At 69.6% G+C, this 19,208-nt stretch carries 20 protein-coding genes; 8 read left to right on the top strand and 12 right to left on the bottom strand.

What is annotated here, in order from left to right; genetic code table 11:
* Window positions 1-6 precede the first annotated feature (6 nt).
* The 3 genes from SMD20_RS37540 (at window position 7) to SMD20_RS37530 (ending at window position 2,193) form a co-directional block, all read left to right on the top strand.
* Complete coding sequence (locus SMD20_RS37540; protein WP_329590368.1) at window positions 7-705, top strand: FadR/GntR family transcriptional regulator; 699 nt, start codon at window positions 7-9, stop codon at window positions 703-705.
* Between the two features lie 62 nt (window positions 706-767).
* On the top strand, window positions 768-1,715 hold the full coding sequence (locus SMD20_RS37535) for a DNA polymerase ligase N-terminal domain-containing protein (RefSeq protein ID WP_329590366.1): 948 nt from the start codon (window positions 768-770) through the stop codon (window positions 1,713-1,715).
* A 25-nt stretch (window positions 1,716-1,740) separates the two neighbouring features.
* On the top strand, window positions 1,741-2,193 hold the full coding sequence (locus SMD20_RS37530) for a GNAT family N-acetyltransferase (protein ID WP_329590364.1): 453 nt from the start codon (window positions 1,741-1,743) through the stop codon (window positions 2,191-2,193).
* Here SMD20_RS37530 and SMD20_RS37525 read toward each other — a convergent pair.
* Genes SMD20_RS37525 through SMD20_RS37495 form a run of 7 tightly spaced genes read right to left on the bottom strand, consistent with a single transcriptional unit; the run spans window position 2,186 to window position 9,538 of the window.
* On the bottom strand, window positions 2,186-3,106 hold the full coding sequence (locus SMD20_RS37525; RefSeq protein WP_329590362.1) for an aldo/keto reductase: 921 nt from the start codon (window positions 3,104-3,106) through the stop codon (window positions 2,186-2,188). The genes SMD20_RS37530 and SMD20_RS37525 overlap by 8 nt on opposite strands.
* Window positions 3,107-3,128: 22 nt before the next feature.
* Window positions 3,129-4,118, bottom strand: coding sequence for an ABC transporter permease (locus tag SMD20_RS37520; protein WP_329590360.1), 990 nt, complete (start codon window positions 4,116-4,118; stop codon window positions 3,129-3,131).
* Window positions 4,115-5,596, bottom strand: coding sequence for a sugar ABC transporter ATP-binding protein (locus SMD20_RS37515; protein WP_329590358.1), 1,482 nt, complete (start codon window positions 5,594-5,596; stop codon window positions 4,115-4,117). The genes SMD20_RS37520 and SMD20_RS37515 overlap by 4 nt, the downstream gene beginning before the upstream one ends.
* Window positions 5,596-6,621, bottom strand: a complete 1,026-nt coding sequence (locus SMD20_RS37510; protein ID WP_329590357.1) for a sugar ABC transporter substrate-binding protein — start codon at window positions 6,619-6,621, stop codon at window positions 5,596-5,598. The genes SMD20_RS37515 and SMD20_RS37510 overlap by 1 nt, the downstream gene beginning before the upstream one ends.
* Window positions 6,622-6,654: 33 nt before the next feature.
* Window positions 6,655-7,407 (bottom strand): SDR family NAD(P)-dependent oxidoreductase, encoded by a 753-nt coding sequence (locus SMD20_RS37505; RefSeq protein WP_329590355.1) that lies wholly within the window; start codon window positions 7,405-7,407, stop codon window positions 6,655-6,657.
* Entirely contained in the window at window positions 7,404-8,696 is a 1,293-nt protein-coding gene (locus SMD20_RS37500) for an L-fuconate dehydratase (RefSeq protein ID WP_329590353.1), read from the bottom strand. The genes SMD20_RS37505 and SMD20_RS37500 overlap by 4 nt, the downstream gene beginning before the upstream one ends.
* Window positions 8,693-9,538 carry a fumarylacetoacetate hydrolase family protein gene (locus SMD20_RS37495; RefSeq protein ID WP_329590352.1) on the bottom strand — a complete coding sequence of 282 codons (846 nt, stop codon included), beginning with the start codon at window positions 9,536-9,538 and terminating at the stop codon, window positions 8,693-8,695. Before SMD20_RS37495 ends, SMD20_RS37500 begins: the two co-directional genes overlap by 4 nt.
* Before the next feature lie 312 nt (window positions 9,539-9,850).
* Between SMD20_RS37495 and SMD20_RS37490 the strand changes: the two genes are divergently transcribed.
* The 3 genes from SMD20_RS37490 to SMD20_RS37480 all read left to right on the top strand — a co-directional run bounded on the left by SMD20_RS37490 (window position 9,851) and on the right by SMD20_RS37480 (window position 13,188).
* Window positions 9,851-11,035, top strand: a complete 1,185-nt coding sequence (locus tag SMD20_RS37490) for a cytochrome P450 (protein WP_329590350.1) — start codon at window positions 9,851-9,853, stop codon at window positions 11,033-11,035.
* Between the two features lie 194 nt (window positions 11,036-11,229).
* Entirely contained in the window at window positions 11,230-12,333 is a 1,104-nt protein-coding gene (locus SMD20_RS37485; RefSeq protein WP_329590348.1) for a Fic family protein, read from the top strand.
* Window positions 12,334-12,525: 192 nt separating this feature from the next.
* Window positions 12,526-13,188, top strand: a complete 663-nt coding sequence (locus SMD20_RS37480) for an L-2-amino-thiazoline-4-carboxylic acid hydrolase (protein ID WP_329590345.1) — start codon at window positions 12,526-12,528, stop codon at window positions 13,186-13,188.
* A gap of 319 nt (window positions 13,189-13,507) precedes the next feature.
* Here SMD20_RS37480 and SMD20_RS37475 read toward each other — a convergent pair whose 3' ends face one another.
* A complete protein-coding gene (locus tag SMD20_RS37475) occupies window positions 13,508-14,137 on the bottom strand; it encodes a TetR/AcrR family transcriptional regulator (protein WP_329590343.1) in 630 nt (209 codons plus the stop codon).
* A gap of 160 nt (window positions 14,138-14,297) precedes the next feature.
* Between SMD20_RS37475 and SMD20_RS37470 the strand changes: the two genes are divergently transcribed.
* Both SMD20_RS37470 and SMD20_RS37460 read left to right on the top strand, forming a co-directional pair.
* Window positions 14,298-15,800 carry an aldehyde dehydrogenase family protein gene (locus tag SMD20_RS37470; RefSeq protein WP_329590341.1) on the top strand — a complete coding sequence of 501 codons (1,503 nt, stop codon included), beginning with the start codon at window positions 14,298-14,300 and terminating at the stop codon, window positions 15,798-15,800.
* Window positions 15,801-16,049: 249 nt separating this feature from the next.
* Entirely contained in the window at window positions 16,050-16,178 is a 129-nt protein-coding gene (locus tag SMD20_RS37460; RefSeq protein WP_329592869.1) for a hypothetical protein, read from the top strand.
* A 120-nt stretch (window positions 16,179-16,298) separates the two neighbouring features.
* On the opposite strand, the gene SMD20_RS37455 is transcribed toward SMD20_RS37460, so the two are convergent.
* From SMD20_RS37455 to SMD20_RS37440, 4 genes are all read right to left on the bottom strand, one after another.
* Window positions 16,299-16,967 (bottom strand): DUF559 domain-containing protein, encoded by a 669-nt coding sequence (locus SMD20_RS37455; protein WP_329590339.1) that lies wholly within the window; start codon window positions 16,965-16,967, stop codon window positions 16,299-16,301.
* 283 nt (window positions 16,968-17,250) lie between these two features.
* On the bottom strand, window positions 17,251-17,661 hold the full coding sequence (locus SMD20_RS37450) for a DUF2000 domain-containing protein (RefSeq protein ID WP_329590337.1): 411 nt from the start codon (window positions 17,659-17,661) through the stop codon (window positions 17,251-17,253).
* 72 nt (window positions 17,662-17,733) lie between these two features.
* Window positions 17,734-18,603: an SRPBCC domain-containing protein gene (locus SMD20_RS37445; protein ID WP_329590335.1), complete on the bottom strand. Its 870-nt coding sequence runs from the start codon at window positions 18,601-18,603 to the stop codon at window positions 17,734-17,736.
* A complete protein-coding gene (locus tag SMD20_RS37440; protein ID WP_329590333.1) occupies window positions 18,578-19,174 on the bottom strand; it encodes a helix-turn-helix domain-containing protein in 597 nt (198 codons plus the stop codon). The genes SMD20_RS37445 and SMD20_RS37440 overlap by 26 nt, the downstream gene beginning before the upstream one ends.
* Between the last annotated feature and the right edge of the window lie 34 nt (window positions 19,175-19,208).

Raw genomic sequence — 19,208 nt, 5'->3', positions numbered from 1 at the left:
CATCCGATGTCTAGGGGGAGAAGCGTGGCGGTCACCGACGCGGCCATCGACAAGATCAAGCAAATGATCGTCTCGGGGGAGCTCGCCCCGGGCGACCGGCTGCCGAAGGAGGCCGACCTGGCCGAACGGCTCGGCCTCTCGCGCAACTCGCTGCGGGAGGCCGTGCGCGCGCTGTCCCTCATCAACGTCCTCGACGTACGCCAGGGCGACGGCACCTACGTCACCAGCCTGGAGCCCGGCCTGCTCCTCGACACCCTGTCGTTCGTGCTCGACCTGCACCGCGACGACACGGTGCTGCAGTTCTTCGAGGTCCGGCGCATCCTGGAGCCGGCCGCCACCGCGATGGCGGCCGAGCAGATGAAGGACGACGAGATCGAGGAGCTGCGGGTCATCCTGGAGTCGCTGCCCGAGCGGCCCACGATCGAGGAGCTGGTGGCCAACGACCTGCGCTTCCACCAGCGCATCGCCCAGGGGTCGGGCAACAGCGTGCTGTGCTCGTTCATCGAGAGCCTGTCGGGCCCGACGAACCGGGCGCGGGTGTGGCGCGGCCTCACCCAGGAGGGCGCGCTGCAGAAGACCCGCGAGCAGCACACCGCGATCTACGAGGCGATCGCCGCCCGCCAGGCCGACATCGCCCGGTCCTGGGCCACGGTGCACGTGGCCGGCGTGGAGGCGTGGCTGCGCCGGGCGCTCGAACTCGAATGATCGCCGACACATCGGAGGATTGATGTTGATGAAGAGAGGGAGCGGCGGGTAGAAGCCGGTTCGTGCCGGACAAACTTGAGCGATATCGCAGCAAGCGCGACGCCGCCCGCACCCCCGAACCCGTCCCGCCCGAGCCCCCGGCCGCCGGGGACGGGCACGCCTTCGTCATCCAGGAGCACCACGCCCGGTCGCTGCACTGGGACCTGCGCCTGGAACGCGACGGCGTCCTCGTCTCCTGGGCCGTCCCCAAGGGCCTGCCCGCCGACCCTCGGACGAACCACCTGGCCGTCCACACCGAGGACCACCCCATGGAGTACCTCACCTTCCACGGCGAGATCCCCCAGGGCGAGTACGGCGGCGGCACCATGACCGTCTGGGACACCGGCACGTACGAGACGGAGAAGTGGTCCGACCGCGAGGTCAAGGTGGTGCTGCGCGGGGCACGCGCCTCGGGGCGGTTCGTGCTGTTCAGGACGCGGGGCAAGAACTGGATGATCCACCGCATGGACGAGGCGGTACGCGACCCGTTCCCCGCGCTCGACCCGATGCTCCCCGCCGAGCGCGCCCGCCCGCCCAGGGACGCCGCCGCGTACGCCTTCGAGTTCGCCTGGGGCGGCCGGCGCCTCCTGGTGCCCGTCGACGGCGGCCGGACGGACGCCGCCCGCGACCATCCCTGGCTGCGGGCCCTCGCCGCGTCGTTCGGCAGCCGGAGCGCCGTCCTGGACGGCGAGGTCGCCACGCTCGGCGGCGCCGAGATCCTGGTCCTCTACGACCTGCTGTACGACGACGGCCACGCCCTGCTCGACCGGCCGTACACCGAGCGCCGGGCTGCGCTGGAGGCGCTGGAGGTGTCGGGGACCCGCTGGCAGGTCGCGCCTTCCTGGCCCGGCGAGGCGGGGCCGGTGCGGCAGGCGGCCAGGGAGCAGGGGCTGCCGGGGGTGGTGGCCAAGCGGCTGGACTCGCCGTACGAGCCCGGTCCTTCGACGTCCTGGCTCTTCATTCCGTCCTGAGCGGGGGGTGCGGGATACTCAGGTGGTGATCATCAAGACGGTTTCGCCGCACGACGACCCGCTCGGGGGCGAGTTGCTGGCGGTGCAGAAGGCGGCGTACGCGGTCGAGGCGGAGCTCATCGGCGACGACCGGATCCCGCCGCTGCACGAGAGCCTGGCCGAGCTGCGGGCGCATGACCTGCGGTGGCTCGCCGCCTTCGACGGCGGCGAGCTGTCAGGAGCCGTGGCCTGGGCCGAGAGCTCGGACGAGCTCGACATCGACCGGCTCGTCGTGGCCCCGTCCATGGCCCGGCGCGGCATCGGCCGGGCGCTGGTCGAGGCGGTGCTCGCCCGAGCCGACGGCCGCCGCGTCGTCGTCTCCACCGGCCGCGACAACGTGCCCGCCCGCCGGCTGTACGAGGGGCTCGGCTTCACCCTGCTCGGCGAGACCGAGGTCATCCCCAAGCTGTGGATCGCCGGCTACGCCCTCGTCAGCTGAGCCCTTCGGACTCCAGGTCCTCCCACAGCGCGTCCGGCACCGGCCGCGACCACAGGGCCGCGTTGGCCGTGACCTCCTCCGGGGTACGCGCCCCCAGGACGACGCTGGCGACCGCCGGATGCCGCAGCGGGAACGCCATCGCCGCCTGCGGCAGGCTCACGCCGTGCCGCTCGCACACCTCGGCGATCCGGGTGGCCCGCTCCACCAGCGGCACGGGCGCCGGCTGGTAGTCGAAGGTGCCGCCCGGCCGGGACGTGGCCAGGATGCCGCTGTTGAAGACGCCGGCCGCCAGCACCTTCACCCCTCGCTCGGCGCACGCCTCCAGCAGGGGCAGGCCCGACTGGTCGAGCAGCGTGTAGCGACCGGCCAGCATGACCACGTCGATGTCGGTCTCCTGGACGAACCGCAGCGGCACCTGCCACTGGTTCATGCCGAGCCCGATCGCCCGCACCACGCCCTCGGCCCGCAGCTCGGCCAGCGCCGGGTACGCCTCGCCGAGCGCCTGCTCCACGTGCTCGTCGGGGTCGTGGATGAGCGCGACGTGCACGGCCGGCAGCCCCAGGCGTTCGAGGGAGTCCTCCAGCGAGCGGCGTACGCCGTCGCGCGAGAAGTCCCATTTCCGCGTCACCTCGCCCGGGACGTCGAAGATGTCGTCATCCCGCCCCGACGGCGCCGGCGCGGGCACCAGCAACCGTCCGACCTTGGTCGACAGGACGTAGTCCGAACGCCCGGCGAGCGCCGCGCCGAGCCGGCGCTCGGACAGGCCGAGGCCGTAGTGCGGCGCGGTGTCGTACAGCCGCACCCCGCTCTCCCAGGCGGCGTCCACCGTGGCGCGTGCCTCGGCGTCGGTGACCGCCTGGAAGAGGTTGCCGATGGGCGCGCCGCCGAAGCCGTGACGCGGCAGCTCGATCACGCGGTCTCTCCCATCTCTCCCATCAATCCTGTGCCTTCCCGCCCGCGATCCGGCTGATCATCAGGGCGATGAGGATGATGCTGCCGTAGATGACGGGCTGCCAGAAGCCGGAGACGCCGATCAGCGTGAGGATGTTCTGCACCAGGCCGATCACCAGCACGCCGGTGAGCGCGCCGAGGATGGTGCCCTTGCCGCCGTCCATGCTGACGCCGCCGATGACGGCCGCGGCGAACACCATGAAGATCCAGCCGACGCCCATGCCGTTGCCGATCGCGCCGAGGCGGCCGGTCTCCAGGATGCCGGCCAGCGCCGCGAGGACGCCGCCGAGAATGAACACGCCGTAGAGCACCCGGTCCACCCGGATGCCGGCGGCGCGGGCGGCGTCGATGTTGCCGCCGATCGCGTAGAGCGAGCGGCCGATCCGCAGGTAGCCGAGGCCGAAGATGCCCACCGCGAACAGCAGCCCGGCGATCCAGATGGCCGCGGGCAGTCCGAGCCACAGGGCGCTGCCGAGGTAGAGGATCGAGTCGGGGAGCTGGAACAACGTCTTGCCCTCGGTCGGCCCCTGCAGGAAGCCGTGCACGATGATCAGCATGGCCAGCGTCACGATGAACGCGGACAGCTGGAACCTGATGATCAGGAACCCGTTGAAGGCGCCGATGGCGGCCCCGACGAGCAGCGCGAGCGGGATCACCAGCGCGCCGGGCAGCCCGAGCCAGAACCCGCCCGCCGCGGCCGGGACCACCAGCATCACGGCGATGGCGGGCGCGGTGCCGACCGTCGACTCCAGCGACAGGTCGAACTTCCCGGCGATCAGGATCATGGCCTCGGCCAGCACGAGGAGCGAGATCGCCGCCTGCTGCTGGAGGACGTTCGTGAGGTTGCCCGCCGTCAGGAAGGTCGGGTCCAGGAACGCGCCCACGACGAGCAGGAGCACGATCACCGGCACGAGCGTCAGGTCGCGGAACCTGGCCAGCCGTAGCCGCGAAGCCGGTGCGGTCAAAGTGGTCACTCTTGTATGCCTTCCATCACGGCCACGAGCTCGTGGTCCGTCCAGCCACGCGGTACGTCCTTGACGATCTCCCCGTGGAACATCACCAGCACCCGGTCGCAGATGCGCAGGTCGTCGAGCTCGTCGGAGACCACGACGGCCCCCGCGCCGCGCTCGGCGGCGTCCTCGACGGCGCCGAGCAGGGCCTGCTTGGCCTTGACGTCGACGCCGGCGGTGGGGTTGATGACGACCAGCACCGTGGGATCGTCCACGAGCGCCCGCGCGAACACGACCTTCTGCGCGTTGCCCCCGGACAGGTCGCCGACGGGCTGGTCGGGGCCCTCGGTCTTGATGTCCAGGGCGGTGATCATCTCCTTGGCCTTCTCCCGGCGGCGCGCCGGGGACACGACGCCGAAGCGGCCCAGCTTGCGGGCGATGGGGAACGTGGCGTTCTCCCCCACCGACAGCAACGGGACGAACCCCTCGTGATGGCGGTCCTCGGGCACGAACCCGAGCCCCGCCCTCATCGCGGCGGGCACGTCGCCGGGCTTCACCGTGGTGCCGTTGACGACCACCGTGCCCGTGTCCGCGCCGCGCAGCCCGACCAGGGTCTCGGCCAGGCCGACCTTGCCGCTGCTCGCCGACCCGGCGAGGCCGACCACCTCGCCGGCGCGGACGCTGATGTCCACGTCCCGGTAGCGGCCGGCCAGCGACAACCCCTCGCCGCTGAGCACGACGTGCTCGCCGGGCGTGCGCTCCCTGGCGTGGTACGCGGACGTGGCCTCACCGGTCATGGCGTGCACCAGTTCGTCCTGCGGGAGCCCGGCCACCGGCCGGGTCATGATGTGCCGGGCGTCGCGGAAGACCGTGACGCTCTGGCAGATCTCGTACACCTCGTCCAGGTGGTGCGAGATGTACATCATCGTGACGCCCTGCTCGCGCAGCGAGCGCATGCGGGCGAACAATCGCTCGATGGCCGGCCCGTCGAGCCGCGCCGTGGGCTCGTCGAGGATGATGAAGCGCGCGCCGAACGACAGCGCCCTCGCGATCTCCACGAGCTGGCGCTGCTCGACGCTGAGATCGCCGGCCAGCGCCTGTACGTCGACGTCCACCTCGTAGGTGTCGAGCAGCTCGCGCGCGCGGCCTCGCACCGTCCGCCAGCTGATGGGTCCGTGCCCGTCGCTCTGCCGGTTGAGGAAGAGGTTCTCGGCGACGGTGAGCGCCGGGATGATCGTGGACTTCTGGTAGACGCAGGCCACGCGCTGCCGCCAGGCGGCTCGGTCGCCGGGGGCGGGCGCCGGCTCTCCCGAGAACAGCACCTCGCCCTCGTCCGGCCGTTGCAGCCCGGTGAGGATCGACACGAGGGTGGACTTCCCCGCGCCGTTCCTGCCGAGGAGCGCGTGCGTCTCGCCTTCGGCGATCGCGATCTTCGCGCCGTTCAGCGCGACGGTCGGACCGAACCGCTTGACGACGTTGCGGGCTTCGACGTGAATGCTCATCAGCCGACCTGGTTGCCCCAGAGGTTCTTGTCGTCCACGTTCTCCTTGGTGACCAGAGGCGCGGGAAGCTGGTCCTCAAGGCCGTTGGGGAGCTGGATGATGGTGCTGTCGTGGTCGGTCGGGCCCGGCTGGAACGTCTTGCCCTCCAGCGCGGCCTTCGCGTAGAAGAGCGCGTACTTCGCGTAGAGGTCGGCCGGCTGCGACATCGTGGCGTCGATCTCGCCCTTGCGGATGGCGTCGTACTCCTGCGGGATGCCGTCGTTGGAGAACACGAAGATGTGCTTGGGGTCGTCCGGCTGCACGAGCAGGCCCTTCTGCTTGAGCACCTGCAGCGTCGGCGCCAGGTGGACGCCGCCCGCGTGCATGTAGATGCCCTTGATGTCAGGGTTCTGCTCCAAGCGGGTCTGCAGCATGGACGCCGCCTTGCTGCCCTCCCACTCGGTCGGCTCGCTGAAGACCGTGATGTCGGGGAACTTCGTCTTCATGCACTCCAGGAACGCCTCCGACCGGTCACGGCCGTTGATCGAGCTGAGCGCGCCCTGGAGCTGGACGACCTTGCCCTTGCCGCCGAGCTTCTCGCCGAGGAACTCGCACGCCTTCGTTCCGTACGCGCGGTTGTCGGCGCGTACGACCATGTAGACCTTGCCCTTGTCCGGCCGGGTGTCGACGGAGACGACGGGGATCTTCTTGTTCTCCAGCTGCTGCAGCGTGTTGGCCACCGCGCCGGTGTCCTGGGGGGCCATGACGATGGCCTTGGCGCCCTGGCCGACCAGCGCCTGCACGTTGTTGACCAGCTTGGACACGTCGTTCTGCGAGTTCGTGGCGGGCATGAGGTCCACCTTGAGCTCGCTCGCCATCTGGGGCACGTACTTGATGTAGGAGTTCCAGAAGTCGGAGTCGGCCCGGGGGTGGTCGATGCCGACCTTCCCGCCGCCGCCGCTCGCGCCTTCTGTCGTGGTGCCTGAGCCGCACGCCGTGACGACCGCCAAGAGGGCGGCGCCCGCGATCACCCGTCCGCACTTCATAGGGGGGTACCTTCCTTCGTTCGACTGGTCGCTTCAGTTGGTGGGCCGCAGCCGGAGGCCCTGCATGCCGCCGTCGACCGCGATCGCCGTGCCGGTGGTCGCGCCCGACTCGGGGCCGGCGAGGTAGGCGATCGCCGCGGCGACCTCCTCCGCCGTGACCAGGCGGCCCATGGGCTGTCTGGCGTTGAGCGCCACCCGCTCCGCCTCCGGATCGGGGGCGGCGTTGAGCAGCCGGCCGACCCACGGGGTGTCGGCGGTGCCCGGGTTGACGCAGTTGACGCGGATGCCCTCGCGGATGTGGTCCGCGGCCATCGCCAGCGTCAGCGACAGGACCGCGCCCTTCGTCGCGCTGTAGAGCGCGCGCTGGGGCAGCCCGGCGGTGGCCGCGATCGAGCAGGTGTTGACGATCGAGGCGTGCTCCGACCTGCGCAGGTAGGGCAGCGCGGCGCGGGCGACCCGGACCATGCCGAACACGTTGACGTCGAAGACCCGCTGCCATTCGGAGTCCGGGTTGTCCTCGATCGTCCCCTGGGCGCCGATGCCGGCGTTGTTGACGAGCACGTCGATGCCGCCCAGCCGCTCGGCGGCCTCGGCCACCGCGGCGCGTACGCTCGCGTCGTCCGTCACGTCCGCCCGGACGCCGGCGAACGGCTCGCCCGGCGGGTTGAGGTCGAGGCAGGCCACCGTCATGCCGCGCTCGGCGAGCAGGGTGGCGGCCGCCAGGCCGATGCCGGAGCCGCCGCCGGTCACGACGGCCCTCAGACCTGCTGCGTTCGTCCGGCTCACGCGTCCCTCCAGACCGAACCGTTGGGGAAGGTGTGGGCGGCGATCGACTCCGCGTGCATCTGCGCGCTGAAGCCGGGGCGCGACGGCGCGAGGTAGCGGCCGTCGCGGATCACCACCGGGTCGGCGAAGTGTTCGTGCAGGTGGTCGACGTACTCGATGACCCGGCCGTCCATCGTGCCGGTGACCGCCACGTAGTCGAACATCGACAGGTGCTGCACCAGCTCGCACAGGCCGACGCCGCCGGCGTGCGGGCAGACCGGGACGCCGAACTTGGCCGCGAGCAGCAGGATCGCGATGTTCTCGTTGACCCCGCCGACGCGGGCGGCGTCGATCTGCAGGTAGGAGATGGCCTCGGCCTGCAGGAGCTGCTTGAAGACGATGCGGTTCTGCACGTGCTCGCCGGTCGCGACGGGGATCGGCGCGATGCCGCGGGCGATGGCGGCGTGGCCGAGCACGTCGTCCGGGCTGGTCGGCTCCTCCACCCAGTGCGGGCCGAACTCGCTCAGCGACTTGATCCACTCGATGCCCGAGCCGACGTCCCAGCGCTGGTTGGCGTCGATGGCGATCGGGAAGTCGGGGCCGCAGACCTCGCGGGCGACCCTGAAGCGCCGCTTGTCGTCCTCCAGGTCGGCGCCGACCTTGAGCTTGATCTGCCCGAACCCCTGCGCGATGGCCTCCTCGCAGAGCCGCCGCAGCTTCTCGTCGTCGTAGCCGAGCCAGCCGGGGGAGGTCGTGTAGGCCGGGTAGCCGGTCTCGATCAGCCGGGCGATCCGCTCCTCCTTGCCGCCTTCGGCCTTGCGCAGGATCTGCAGGGCCTCGTCGGGGGTCAGGGCGTCGCTGAGGTAGCGGAAGTCGACCAGGCCGACGATCTCCTCGGGGGACATCTCGGACAGCAGCCGCCACACCGGCTTGCCGGCCCGCCTGGCCTTCAGGTCCCACAGGGCGTTGACCACGGCGGAGATCGCCATGTGCATGACGCCCTTCTCCGGCCCCAGCCAGCGCAGCTGCGAGTCGTTGACCATCTCCTTGTAGAGGGCGCCGAGGTCCTCGACGTCCTTGCCGAGCACGTACCGCTCCAGCGCGCTGATCGCGGCGGTCTGCACGTCGTTGCCGCGCCCGATCGTGAACGCGAACCCGTGGCCCTCGTGGCCGTCGTCGGTCCTCAGCACCACGTAGGCGGCGGAGTAGTCGGGGTCGGGGTTCATCGCGTCGGAGCCGTCGAGCTCGCGCGAGGTCGGGAAACGCACGTCGTGCGTCTCCATCCCGACGATCCGGTAGTTGTTCCTCATGCCTGGCCCACCGTCTGCCGCTGCCGCCCGAGACCCTCGATCTCCAGCTCCACGACGTCACCGGCCCTGAGGTACGGCTGCCCCGGCATGCCCATCGCCACGCCGGCGGGGGTGCCGGTGTTGATCACGTCACCCGGCTCCAGCACCATGAACTGGCTGAGGTAGCGCACGATCTCCGCGACATCGAAGATCATGTTCTTGGTGTCGCCGTCCTGGCGCAGCTCGCCGTTGACCCAGAGGCGCAGCGACAGGCTCTGCGGGTCGCCCACCTCGTCCGCGGTCACCAGCCAGGGCCCGAGCGGGTTGAACGTCTCGCACGACTTGCCCTTGTCCCACTGGCCGCCGCGTTCGAGCTGGAACTCGCGCTCGGAGACGTCGTTCGCCACGGCGTAACCGGCGACGACCTCCAGCGCCTCCTCCCTGCTCTCCAAGTAGCGGGCCCGCTTCCCGATGACGATGGCCAGCTCGACCTCGTAGTCGGTCTTGACGCTGTTGCGGGGGACGAGCACCTCGTCGTACGGGCCGACCATGGTGTCGGCGGCCTTCATGAACACCACGGGCTCGGCCGGCGGCTCCGCGCCCGACTCGGCGGCGTGGTCGCGGTAGTTCAGGCCGATGCAGACGATCTTGCCGGGGCGCGCGACGGGTGCGCCCACCCGCAGGCCCTCCTCGGCCACGATCGGCAGGTCACCGCGGTCGAGCGCGGCACGGACGCGCGCCACTCCTCCGGAGGCGAGGAAAGCACCGTCGATGTCGGGCTCTCCGATGTCGCGCAGGTTACCGGCCTCGTCCAGGACGACCGGCCGTTCCTGTCCGACAGGTCCTACTCGCAGCAGCTTCACACCGCATCCTTCATCTATACATCGGATGTCTCGTCTCACGATGCTGAAGCGCCCACCCGGCATGTGTCAAGGGTGAGGCTGTGGAAACATCCGATCTGTGACCTGGACATACTGCGCGAACATCATCGCTCACGACACGAACCGGCCATATCGCCCCGATGACCCGGTTCACGCACAGGATACGTGCCCGCAACACAGACATCGGACGTCGCTCCTGCTGGCTCGCCCTGGCTCCTTGACGGTCGTACAGTCACGTAATAGAACACGTTCCAGTACCACTTAACCAAGCGCTTGATCAAGAGGGTGATCCGGGTGCACATCGACCTCGTCGACAGGGACCGTTACGCGACCGCTGGACCACCACACGAGCAGTTCGCCTGGCTGCGCGCCAACTCCCCCGTCCACTGGCACGACGGCGAGCCCGGATTCTGGGCCGTCACGCGCTACGACGACGTGGTCCACATCTCGCGCCACTCCGACCTCTTCTCCTCCCACCGCAGGCTCGCGCTCTTCGACGAGCTGGAGGAGGAGCAGATCGCCCTTCAGCGGCTCATGATGCTCAACCAGGACCCGCCGGAGCACACCCGGCGCCGTTCGCTGGTCAACCGGGGCTTCACCCCGCGCACCATCAACGCCCTCGAAGAGCACATCCGCGACATCTGCGACGACCTCCTCGACAAGTGCACGGGCGAGATCGACTTCGTCACCGAGGTCGCCGCCCCCCTGCCCCTCTACGTCATCTGCGAGCTGCTCGGCGCGCCCGTCTCCGACCGCGACAAGCTCTTCGCCTGGTCCAACCGCATGATCGGCGCCCAGGACCCCGACTACGCCGACGCGCCGGGCGAGGGCCCCGACGCCGCCATGGAGGTCTACGCCTACGCCAACCAGCTCGCGGCGCAGCGCAAGGCCAACCCCAGGAACGACATCGTCACCAAACTCCTGCAGCCCGACGAGCACGGCGAGACACTCGACGAGAGCGAGTTCGACCTGTTCGTCCTCCTCCTCATCGTCGCCGGCAACGAGACCACCCGTAACGCGGCCTCGGGCGGCATGCTCGCCTTCTTCGACCACCCGGACCAGTGGGACCGCCTCGTCGCCGACCCCACGATGGCCAAGACGGCCGCCGACGAGATCGTCCGCTGGGTCTCCCCCGTCAACCTCTTCCGCCGTACCTCGACCTGCGACCAGGTGATCGGCGGCCAGCCCATCAAGGCCGACGACAAGGTCGTCGTCTTCTACGGCTCCGCCAACCGCGACGCCTCCGTCTTCCCGGACGCCGAGGTCTTCGACATCGGCCGCAGCCCCAACCCGCACATCGGCTTCGGCGGCGGCGGCGCCCACTTCTGCCTGGGCAACCACCTGGCCAAGCTCGAACTCCGGGTCCTGTTCGAACAACTGGCCCGCCGCCGCCCCCGCCTCGCCCAGTCCGGCCCGGCCAGCCGCCTCCGCTCCAACTTCATCAACGGCATCAAGGAACTCCCCGTCACCATCAGCTGACCGGGCCACCTGCCCCCTTCGCTCCCACCCGGCTCGCTCCGGGACACCGGGTCGAGCAGCAGACAGCGCCCTTGACCAGAAAAATGACGGCCAAGGGCCCGCTCATGCGGCTCGCCCAAGACGTTGCGTGTGTGGTGCGTCACCGAACGTCGAGTTTGATTAGTTCAATTAGGTCTAGGATCGGCTTATCAAACTTGGAATTCGGCGTCTACACAGGGGATTCAGTGGCAGGGAGAGGTCGTCCGAGCCGGGCCACAGTCTACGAACGACTTGACCGTGCCATCCAGGAACTCAACCAGCGCCTCGGCGGCCTGCCCAGCCCTACCGAAGCCCAAGAGATCTGGTCCGACATCTGGCACCTTGAGGCCCATCACTCGACCGCTCTTGAGGGCAACACCCTGGTGCTCAAGGAGGTGCAGGCACTGCTCGATCAGGGACGAGCAGTGGGTGCCAAGCCCCTCCGCGAGTACAACGAGGTCAAAGGCTACGCGGACGCCGCCAAATGGGTCTACGGCCAAGCGCTGGAACCCGAGGTATGGAATGACGGCCACTTGCTCAGCCTCAACGAGCTACGCCACATCCATCACACGGCCATGACCCCTGTCTGGGACATCGATCCGCACCCCGAGGCCTCTGACCGCGAAGGGCCCGGGAACTTCCGTGAACACGACATCCACCCATTCGCCGAGGGAATGACGCCGCCTTCCTGGACGCTCGTCGCCAGCGAGATCCAAGGGTGGGCGGACGATGTTTGCGAGCTGGGCAGAAAGCTGGAGGCCAAGGAGGACATCGGCCACCCGCTGCCGGAGGAACTCGCTAAGATCCACAACTCCTTTGAGCGCATCCATCCGTTCATAGACGGCAATGGACGGGCCGGTCGCCTTGTGCTCAACCTCATCCTGGTACGTCTCGGCTACCCGCCGATCATTGTGCTGAAGAGACAGCGCGAGAGCTACCTCACCGCCCTCCGCCGGGCTGATGCCGGCGACTACGGAGCGTTGGGGGAACTCATCGCTCGCGCCATGGAAGACAACCTCAACCGCTTCATCGTCCCCAACGTCGCCGGCCCCGCCAGGCTCGTGCCCCTCGCCGCGCTGGTCGACGAGGAGTTCAGCATCCACGCCCTACGCCAGGCTGCCCAACGCGGGCGCCTCAACGCGGTTCAGGGCCCCGATGGCGTTTGGCGATCTTCTCGCAAGTCGGTCGATGCGTACCGGGCGTCCAGACATAGGCCCGCCAAGCCGCGGAAAGCCAATCCTGCCGACGACTCTCGATCCGGGCCGCCGGCCTTCTTCTAGAGGCAGGCAGGTGGACGTGATCGTCGCGGCCGTGCCAGACTTCGTACGAAATATCACACACAGCTAGTCAGCGCCGGTCGGTCGGTGGAGTGCGCTGGCGTGCTCGCTTGGTCGCGAGCACGTCCGGTCACGCCTCCGCGCGGGGTCCTGGACGTGTACGCGCCGAGCCGTACACCGAAAGGACCGACCATCATGTCCACCGACCAGTTCGGGCTCGCCGGCGGCGACTACGTCCCCGACCCCGATCGCGACACCACGCTGCTGCTGGACGCCTTCTACGAGCGCCTGGCCACGACGGACGCCGACCTCACGGCCGCCATGCGGGCGCGTCAGGACGAGCTCGAAGCCGCGAACCAGTCGCGGATCGTCGACGAGCCCGCGCGGCACAACCTGCGCCTGACCCTGGCGCTGGTCGCCGCCTACGAGATCCTCCGGCCCAGGCTCGGCAGGCACCAGGCCATCGCCGCCGTCCAGGCGGCGTTCGTCGAGCCGTTCGGGGACGCCATGAAGGAGGGCACCCGGGCCATGCTGGACCAGGCGCCGGACGCCTTCCGCGCCATGGTGGAGATGAGCAAGTCGCGGGAGGAGCACGCGTTCGGCAAGGGGTTCGTCTTCGAGCGGCCCGTGGACGACGACGAGCGCTATCACCTCGACGTGCGCCGGTGCTTCTATCACGACGTCCTCGTCGCCAACGGGGCACCGGAGCTGACCCCGGCCATGTGCGCGTTCGACGCCAACTGGATCGAGGCCATCGCGCCGCGCAGACACGGCTTCCGCTTCGAACGCCGCACCACGATCGGCATGGGCGGCACCCACTGCCCGTTCCACTTCGACCGCATCACCGACGGCGTCTGATCTGCTGCGGCTCATGAAAGTGCCCACAACAGCCTCCGCCTCGGGCTTTCACGAGCCAGCCTCTCCGGGACTTGATCGAGCGAGTGGAGAGCAGCTCTGACCTGCAACGATGGAGGGCTTGTCCGGGTCCTGTCCGCTGCTTGGAAGGAAACACTCTCCAGGTGTAGAAGCGCAGCCGGGCAAGCCCCTCTACCCGTTGTGAAAGCGCTGGTCGCGGGTGCGGACTGTCAGGGATCCTGGGCCCCTGCCTCGACGCCCAAGCAGCGGATCCTGCGGCGGTGCAGGTAGGCGTGGGGTCTTACGGAGAGACGGCCGCCAATCACTCGCTCCTTCTTGTGGTCGTGGGGATGTCCATGCCTTCACTGGCAGTCGGCGATCCGCCCGTAGTGTGCGGATTCGGACGCAGACCGTCGAGCAGGATGCGGATCAGGGCGCCGGGGAAGTCCGGGCTGTTGTCGATGCCGGCGAGCGCGACGAGGCCGTCGAGGATCTGCCCGAGAGAGACGTCGTCGCGTACTTCTCCGCTGCGTTGCGCGGCGCGGAAAAGGGGTTCGCCGGCCGCGATTGTGCGGGAGCGGCTGGCGCGGAGGATGGGGGTGCCATTGGCGGATTCGGAGAGGAGGACGGAGGCGAGAGGTCCTTTGCGGGCGCCGATGGCGTGGAAGCGCATGAGCCAGGCGAAGAAGGCCTCGCCAGGCGTGTCGCCACTGACGGATTCGGCCGCTTGGCAAATGTCGTCGACGGTGTTGCGGAAGAGTTCCTCGACCAGTTCGAGTCTGCCGGGAAAGTTGCGGTAGAGCGTGGCCATGCCGACGCCGGCACGTCGGGCGATCTCGGCCATCGACGGTGCGGCACCGGGTTCGGCGAAGGCCTCGCGGGCGACCGCGATGATCTTCGACCGGTTGCGCTCGGCGTCAGCACGTCGGGCAGGGGCGGGCTCAGCGCTCACGGCGGATGCTTCCTTCCTCTGGCGTCCAGCACCTCACCTCAGCGTACCGGATAGCCTTCTCATTTCCTCTTGCAAACGGATAGCCTGTCCGTTACGTTAAATGGATAGGCAATCCGTTTAGGACGGATCTGCTGATCGGGACACCAGGAGAGGAACAACCATGACTGCAACTGTGAGCGTCCCGCCCGTCGCCGACACCGCCCGCCGTGACATCCCCGCGTTCGTACGGGCCGGGGAGCGGATGATGTGGATCGGAGGCCGGCAGGTCGCCGCAGTCTCCGGACGAACGCTGCCGAACACCGACCCGGCCACCGAGGAGGCGCTGGCCAGCGTGCCGCGCGGCGAGGCAGCCGACGTCGACGCCGCGGTGAACGCCGCGCGCGCGGCGTTCACCGATCCCGCCTGGGCGGACATGAGCCCCGACCGGCGGGGCCGGATCCTGAACCAGATCGCCGACGTCATCGAGGAGCACGCCGACGAACTGGCCACCATCGACTCGGTCAACATGGGCGCACCCCGCATGCTGACCGCACACATGCTGGCCGAGGCGAGTGAGGTCTTCCGCTACTACGCGGGCTGGCCTACCAAGCTGTCCGGCGTGAGCGTTCCCGCAGGCAAGGACCGCATGGCCTACACCCGCAAGGAGCCCCTCGGTGTCGTCGGCATCATCTGGGGCTGGAACGGTCCGATGGGCCAACTGCCCGGCAAGCTCGCCCCGGCCCTGGCCGCCGGTAACACCGTCGTGCTCAAGCCGGCCGAGACCGCCTCGCTGAGCACGCTGCGCCTGGCCGAACTGCTGGCCGGCACCGACCTGCCGGCCGGTGTCGTGAACGTCGTCACCGGCCTGGGCGCCGAGGCAGGCCAGGCGCTGGTCACGCACCCCGGTGTCGCGAAGATCGCCTTTACCGGGTCGACCGCGACCGGCAAGCTGGTCCAGCGCCAGGCCACCGACACGCTCAAGCGCGTAACGCTCGAACTGGGCGGCAAGTCGCCGTCGGTCGTCTTCGCCGACGCCGACCTTGACGTCGCGGCCCGCGGCGTGGCGGCCGGCTTCCTGGGTAACGCGGGACAGGCCTGCGTCGCCGGATCACGGGTGTTCGTCGAGGAGAGCATCTGCGAGGAGTTCGTCGAGAAGTTGCTGAAGACGATGGAGGCATTCACCCCGGGCGACCCGCTCGCCCAGGGCACGCTGGTGGGACCGCTCTCCACCAAGGCGCAGTTCGACCGCGTCAACTCCTACCTCGACATCGCCCGCGAGGAGGGCGCGAACGTGGTGACCGGCGGCGGGCGCTTCGGTGACCACGGATACTTCTTCGCCCCCACCCTCCTCGACGACGTCCGCCCCGACATGCGCGTCGTCCGCGAGGAGATCTTCGGCCCCGTCGGCGTGATCACCACCTTCACCGACATCGGCGACGCCATCGCCCAGGCCAACGACACCGACTACGGACTGGCCGCCTCCGTGTGGACCACCAACCTCACCACCGCACACCGCATGGCCGCAGCCATCGAGGCCGGCACCGTCTGGATCAACACCTGGGCCGAGATGAGCACCGGCAACCTCCCCTTCGGCGGTTACAAGCAGTCCGGCCTGGGCCGCGAAGGCGGCCTGGAAGGACTCGACACCTACACCCAGGTCAAGACCGTCCGCATCGCGCTGTGACGCGCCACCTCACGCCTGAGTGGCCTGGCTGGGCTGGGACTGCCTTCCGACGTGGCCATGCTGCGGGCCTAGCCCCACCTGATCGGCCCGGTCCCTCCGACCCGACGGTGTTCCGGCTGGTCGACGTTCTCGCCGCGGCCGGTCCCCGCGCGCTCACGGCGACCCGGCGGGCACGCTCCGAAGTCCGGCAGCGGGTCTGGAAGTTCGAACGCCGGTGGCGCGCCGCCGAATGCGGCCGGCGAGGTGGTCGTGGACATCGACGGCGTGCCGGCCCAGGCCCGCACAGCAAGGATCGCAGTGGGCCTGCCCTGGTCTTCACCCGCCTCGGAGCAGGCCGCTTTCAAAGACGGCGTGTCACAGGGAGAGTTCGACTTTTGAGCGGTCACGAGAGGGCCTGCCTTTCGGGGTCGGCCCTCTCGCGTGTCTCGATCCCTACAACGGTGTGCGGGTCCATACGTCTATGGGCCGATTGTGTGCTCGCGTTCCCCGTGCCTGTCGTTACCAGGATGTCCAGTCGCTGTCGGGGTTTCGGTGGCGGCGCCTGCTGCCTTGGGAGGAGCGGCGGCGGGCGGCGCGGATAGCCCGGAGTATGCGGGTCGTGGTTTCCGGGGCGGGGTGCCAGCCGCGTTCGATCAGGGCGTCCGCGACGTGGTGGAGGAGGTCGGCGATCTGGCCGGGGATGACGTCACGGCGTACGGCGATCACGCGCCAGCCGCGGCGGCGGAGCTCCTCGCGGCGGTCGGTGTCGCGTCGGCGGTCGGCGGGTGAGGTGTGATGTTCCTGGCCGTCGTACTCGACGGCGACCTTGAACGTCTCCCAGCCCAGGTCGAGGTAGGCATGGTGGTCGTCGCCCAGGTCGACCCTGATCTGGGTGGAGGGTCTGGGGAGACCGCCCTCGACGAGGATCACGCGGAGCCAGCTCTCCCTCGGGGAGGCGGCTCCACGGTCGGCCAGGCTGAGGGTGTCGCGCAGCTGCCAGGAGTTGAGCGGGCGGTGCCACAACACCTCCAGGTCGAGCCCTTTGCGGGCGAACTGGTCGAGGATCGCCACCGCCTCCATGCGGGGGAGGTGGCGGGCGCAGTCGAGGGCCGTACGTTCCATCGTGGTGAGGCGGACGCCCCTGTGCATGGTGATGTCGTCGTCCGGCAGCGGCGCCAGGTAGGTCACGCAGCCTGGGATGGCAAGGTGGCCTGGGGCTATGAGTTCGACCGGCCAGTCGTCGCCGGTCCGGGTGGGGAGGACGTCGAGGTCCCAGATGTGGGCGGCGGTCTGGCGGCAGGCGGTGGCTTGTGGAATGGCTCGGGTGATTTGGCGGGTCCGGTCGGTCAGTGGGCTTTCGGGTGGCGAGGTAGGTGGAGGCTCTGGTGGGTGGGGGTGGTTCATGGGGTCAGGATGGCGGCTGGGGCGGGCGGGCGAGCGGCCGAGCGGGGTTCTGTGGACAACCCTGCGGTCAGGGGTGCAGGGACAGGCCCTTCAGGGTCTTGTCGAGGGCGTTGCGGGGGCCGTGGACGGCCAGGCCGACCAGCGGCAGCTCGTCGCTCGCCACGGCCCGCACCGCCGCCCGGTTGTCCGCGTCATGGCCCGTCTTGAACATCTCCTCGATGTAGACGGCCACGTCCATCCCCCGCCCGATCGCCTTCTCGCGGATCCCGCGCAGTTGCGCCGGCCCGCCCTCGTACACGAGCACCGGCTGGCGGAACATCGGCAGGTACGCGACGCCCGACCCGTCCGCGTACGGCTCCCCCATCGTCTCCGGCACCCCTCCCGCCACCGCGCTCGCCAGGAAGGCGGTCACGTTGAGGCGCTGCCAGACGGCCAGGTCGTCGCGTACCACGATGGCGATCTTCGTATCGAAACGCATGGCCCCCGAGCGTCCCCGATCGGGGGCCTGCCGTCTTGTACGCTCGTGCGCCCCAGCCCCGAACACCAGCCCTTACGCCGACTCCAGGATCGGACGCCAGTCCGGCACCTCGTGGTAGCGCCGCAGCTCCGCCAGCCCCGCCACGATGCCGCCCCACGACGCGTACGGCGGCCGCTCGGCGTCGAAGCCACTGTGCACCAGCGTCAGCCGCGTACGTCCGCCGCTGCCCTCCAGCTCCCACGTCCCGACGCCGTTGTCGCCCCAGTCGACCGAGAACGTACGCTCGGGCACCAGTTCCAGCACCTTGGCCGGGCTCGGGTCGTTGGCCAGGCCGCCCATGGCGAAGCGCCCGCCGACGTACGGCTCGATCTCGATCGGGTACCCGAACCACTTCGTCACCGCGTCGCTGTCGATCAGCGAGGCGAACACGTCCGCCGGCGAGGCGTCCACGACGGCCTCGGCGCGCAGCTCGGGCGAGGTGAAGTCGACCCGCGGCGTCAGCTCGCGCCCCTCCAGGTGCTCGGCCAGGTTGGCGAGGGCCAGGCACCAGTACGTCTGCAGCACGCCCCGGATGCTCTTGCCCGTGATGACGTCCTGGAAGTCGAAGTGGCTCTGGGACAACGTGACGAACGTGGCGACCGGGCCGTCGGGATCAAGGGCGAACTCGGTGGTGGTCTCCTCACCGTCCAGAATCCAGGCGAAGCGGACGGCGCGGTCGTCGGCGTGCAGTAACCGCTGGTGCGGCGCGTCGCCCTCGGGCGTGGTGGGGCCCCAGAAGGCGTAGCGTCCGGCGGGCAGGTCCACCTCGGCCTGCTCGGCGAGCCAGACGCGCAGCTCGGCGGGGTCGGTCAGCGCCTTGCGGACCCGTGCGATCGGGGCCGGGACGCGGGCGCGCAGCAGCATGGGGGCGGCGGGCTCAGGCGTCTGCAGGTCGTCGGTCATCGTCATCGTCTCCTCGACTGTCGTCGGTCTTCGGGTAGCAGGCCACGGCGAGTTTGAAGGCGTCGCCCTCGGCGCCGCCGTAGCGGGTGAACAGGTCCTGGAGCATCGTCCGCAGCTCGGTGAGGAACTGCTGGCGCTGCTCGGTCCGTAGGTGGATCTCGCCGGACAGGCCGACGGAGGGCAGCTCGGGCGCGGTGCGGTCGAGCGCCGCGATGTCCTCCTGGACCTCCTCCATGAGATCCAGGAGGTAGCCGAGGCTGAGCTCGTCGCGGGCCCGGCGCAGGCCGCCGATGCGGCCGACCAGCCGTGGCGACAGCCAGTACGACCGCGCGCCGGCCTGGTAGATCCCCTCGGAGATCCCCCGGACCTTGCGCTCGGCGACCTGGTCCACGAGGCCCGCCTCGACGAGGCGTTTCACGTGGTAGTAGACGCGCTGCGGCGTCTGGCCCAGGACTGCGGCCACCTCCGAGCAGGTGCGAGGCTCGGCGAGTTGCCGCAGCACCTCGACGCGTTGCGGCTTGAGCAGCGCCTCGGCCTGCTCGATGGCTTCCAGGTACAGGATGTCTCTCATCGCAAAAACAATCCTTTACGTAAAAATGCTCTTT

The sequence above is a fragment of the Nonomuraea sp. LP-02 genome, assembly GCF_036289125.1.
Taxonomy (GTDB): domain Bacteria; phylum Actinomycetota; class Actinomycetes; order Streptosporangiales; family Streptosporangiaceae; genus Nonomuraea; species Nonomuraea bangladeshensis.
This window is presented reverse-complemented; position numbering and strand designations above follow the sequence as displayed.

Bases quoted from the DNA above. Each gene is read 5' to 3' on its own strand.
- SMD20_RS37540 (WP_329590368.1), top strand. From the start codon at position 7: ATGTCTAGGGGGAGAAGCGTGGCGGTCACCGACGCGGCCATCGACAAG.
- SMD20_RS37515 (WP_329590358.1), bottom strand. From the start codon at position 5,596: ATGAGCATTCACGTCGAAGCCCGCAACGTCGTCAAGCGGTTCGGTCCG.
- SMD20_RS37510 (WP_329590357.1), bottom strand. From the start codon at position 6,621: ATGAAGTGCGGACGGGTGATCGCGGGCGCCGCCCTCTTGGCGGTCGTC.
- SMD20_RS37500 (WP_329590353.1), bottom strand. From the start codon at position 8,696: ATGAGGAACAACTACCGGATCGTCGGGATGGAGACGCACGACGTGCGT.
- SMD20_RS37480 (WP_329590345.1), top strand. From the start codon at position 12,526: ATGTCCACCGACCAGTTCGGGCTCGCCGGCGGCGACTACGTCCCCGAC.
- SMD20_RS37470 (WP_329590341.1), top strand. From the start codon at position 14,298: ATGACTGCAACTGTGAGCGTCCCGCCCGTCGCCGACACCGCCCGCCGT.
- SMD20_RS37450 (WP_329590337.1), bottom strand. From the start codon at position 17,661: ATGCGTTTCGATACGAAGATCGCCATCGTGGTACGCGACGACCTGGCC.
- SMD20_RS37445 (WP_329590335.1), bottom strand. From the start codon at position 18,603: ATGACCGACGACCTGCAGACGCCTGAGCCCGCCGCCCCCATGCTGCTG.
- SMD20_RS37440 (WP_329590333.1), bottom strand. From the start codon at position 19,174: ATGAGAGACATCCTGTACCTGGAAGCCATCGAGCAGGCCGAGGCGCTG.